Genomic DNA, 2,690 nt, shown 5'->3' with positions numbered 1-2,690 from the left:
TTTTGCGGGGGGATTACCGCATGAACGAGCAGACCGAAATCACCATGGCTGGCGTGGCCAAGGGGATCACCTATACCAGCGGCGGCGCCGCCTTCTTGGGCGGCCTGTCAGCCAACGACATCGCAGCGTTCGTGGGCGTGATCGGCGTGATCGCCGGCCTGCTGATGCAGTGGTATTTCAACCGCCGCAAGGACAAGCGCGAGACGGCTGAGCATGAGGCGCGCATGGCCGACTACCGGCAGCGCCAGCGTGGTGCGGCTTCGCGCGGTGTGCTCAGCATCGCCGCCGCGGTGTCGATTGCCGTTGCCGCTCTGGCCGCGCCACTGATCGCGAAGTGGGAGGGCGTGCGTTACGAGCCCTACCGCGACACCGTTGGCGTCCTGACGGTCTGCTATGGCCACACCGGTTCCGACATCGTGCCGGGCAAGCGCTACACCAAGGCCGAGTGCGAGCAGTTGCTGCAGGCCGATATCGCGATCGCCAACGCCGCGGTGAACCGCTGCTTGCCGATGCCCAAGTTCGTCCACGTCGAAGCGGCGCTCACCTCCGCGGCCTTTAATCTCGGCCCGAAGGTCGTCTGCGGCTCGACCCTGCAGCGGCTGGCCTTGGCCAACGACTGGCCCGGTGCATGTGCTGAGCTGGACCGCTGGAAGAATGCCGGCGGCCGCGAACTGCGGGGCCTGGTCCTGCGCCGGGCCGACGAGCGGGCGATGTGCGAGGGGCGGCAGTGATCAACCTAGATCCGCTGCGGCCCTATGCCGACCTGATCCGCTGGGGCCTGATTGCACTGCTGGCCATCCTGCTGTTGGTGCTGGGCTACCGCTGGGGCGCCGGCCACTGGAAGGGTGAGTACGCGGCTGAGGTTGCGGCGCGAGCAACCGACAACGCCACCCACGCCGCGACACTCCAGCGCCTGGCCGAGGCGAGCGCCGCGGTGGCCGCCAAGGCCAAGGCTGCCTCCCAAACGCTGGCCGCCAGCCGGCGCGACAACGACACCCGATACCAAGAGGCCTTGAACGATGCGAAACGTGCCGAACGTGATCTTGCTGCTGCTCTGCGCCGCGGCGATGTGCAGCTGCAGCCGCAGTGGTCCTGTGATTCGCCCGGACCCGGCGCCGGTGGTGTTGCCGCCAATGCCGGCCAAGCCAGTGCCACAGGGCGCTATGACAGCGCGGCGCGAATTGTTGCGGCATCAGACGCCGACGCCGCGCTAATCGACTGGCTGTGGAATGGCTGGCGCGCTGACCGCCAGGCAGTGATAGCCGCCGGTTGTGCTGTGGAGGTCGACCCCTGATGGCCGGCCGCAAGATCAAGCTGAAGGACCAACTGGGGCGAGTGGTCCGTATTCAAGCAGGAGCCCCGGCGGCGCCGATCCCGCCTGCGCCGGCACCCGCTCAGCCTGATAGGCCACCGCCCTCGGCAACCGTCTGGAAGCTGATCCGCGAGGTACCGGCCAACCTGCAGAAGTTGGCCAAGTTGGCCGGTGCCGGCTTCGCAACGCGCGGCCCTGACGGCGAGTGGCACCAGCGGTCGCTCGCGCAGGGGCAGGGCATCGAGGTCACGAATGCAGATGGCGTTGCAGGTGACCCCGTTGTGTCGCTGGCCCCCGTCGTTCGCCCAGCTGCGGCGACAGTTTCTGCCCTGCGCGTGGTGTCTGAATCAGCTGCAGGAATTCGCCACTTGGATCCCGTTGATGGCGACTCCGTGGCTGGGATGCTGGGCCTCTCGATCACCGCCGGCAGTACCGGGGCGGCCATCAAGATCAAGACCAGCGGCACCATCGATGACGCGGGCTGGTCCTGGTCACCGGGGTTCGTGTTCGCCGGCTCCAACGGCGAACTCACCCAGGCCCTGCCGACCACCGGCTGGGAAATCGTGGTCGGGTATGCCCCATCGGCAACCCGGCTCAACCTCACTTTCGACGAGCCAGTGAAGCTGGCATAGGAGCAAGCAAATGGTGGACAAGGTCCTCTATCGGAACGCCGGCGAGACCAAGCAGTACACGCCGATCACCGCCTCGGCCGGTGCTGGCGACGCCGGCAAGATCCCGGCCCTGGGCAGTGACGGCAAGCTGGATCCTTCGATGTACGACCCGGGTGCAGACCCGAGTGAGCCGATCACCGCCAGCGAGGCGATCGGCGCCGGCAAGTTCTACAACCGATTTGCTGACGGCGGCGTCTTGAAGGCGCGCCTGGCTGACAACTCCAACGCCCGTCCCGCTCATGGCTTCGTGCGTGAGTCCGTCGCGGCCGATGCTGAGGGCACTGGCTACCCGCTCGATTCGGTCAACGATGCGCTCACAGGTCTGACGGTCGGTACCAACTACTACCTGGGTACCGCTGGCGGCGTTCTGGCGGCTCCGTTGGATGCGACTGATGCGGCCAACACCGGCAAGATCGACCAGAAGCTGGGCATGGCCAAGAGCGCCACGGAGCTGGTCACTGACGACTACGACTACGTGGTCCTGTAATGACTGAGAGACGGCCACTCGTTCGTGTCGGCGGGGAGACTGTGCAGCTCCCCGCAGGTGATACGTTGCCTGGAGGCGGCGGCATGCTCTACCGGAAGCTAGTCACGTTCACGAGCAGCCAGAACTGGACGTTCCCGGCCACGGCCCTCCCCAGTGTGCAGGTTATTTCGCGTGGGGGTGGCGGAGGGGGAGGGGGGGCAGCTGTCGGCAACGCATCAGG

4 protein-coding genes are annotated in these 2,690 nt (G+C 66.8%); all 4 read left to right on the top strand.

All coding sequences use genetic code 11. The annotated features are described in order from the left end of the window. On the top strand, positions 1-731 hold a 731-nt coding region (locus ARC78_RS15300; protein ID WP_241772763.1), incomplete at its 5' end, for a holin. Beyond that, positions 728-1,294 carry a hypothetical protein gene (locus tag ARC78_RS15295; protein WP_057506592.1) on the top strand — a complete coding sequence of 189 codons (567 nt, stop codon included), beginning with the start codon at positions 728-730 and terminating at the stop codon, positions 1,292-1,294. The genes ARC78_RS15300 and ARC78_RS15295, both read left to right, overlap by 4 nt. Further along, a complete protein-coding gene (locus ARC78_RS16725; protein ID WP_145974374.1) occupies positions 1,294-1,944 on the top strand; it encodes a hypothetical protein in 651 nt (216 codons plus the stop codon). The genes ARC78_RS15295 and ARC78_RS16725 overlap by 1 nt, the downstream gene beginning before the upstream one ends. A gap of 10 nt (positions 1,945-1,954) precedes the next feature. Further along, positions 1,955-2,470 carry a hypothetical protein gene (locus ARC78_RS15285; RefSeq protein WP_054658933.1) on the top strand — a complete coding sequence of 172 codons (516 nt, stop codon included), beginning with the start codon at positions 1,955-1,957 and terminating at the stop codon, positions 2,468-2,470. Positions 2,471-2,690 lie beyond the last annotated feature (220 nt).

It is taken from the genome of Stenotrophomonas pictorum JCM 9942, assembly GCF_001431585.1.
In the GTDB taxonomy this organism is placed as follows: domain Bacteria; phylum Pseudomonadota; class Gammaproteobacteria; order Xanthomonadales; family Xanthomonadaceae; genus Stenotrophomonas; species Stenotrophomonas pictorum.
This window is presented reverse-complemented; position numbering and strand designations above follow the sequence as displayed.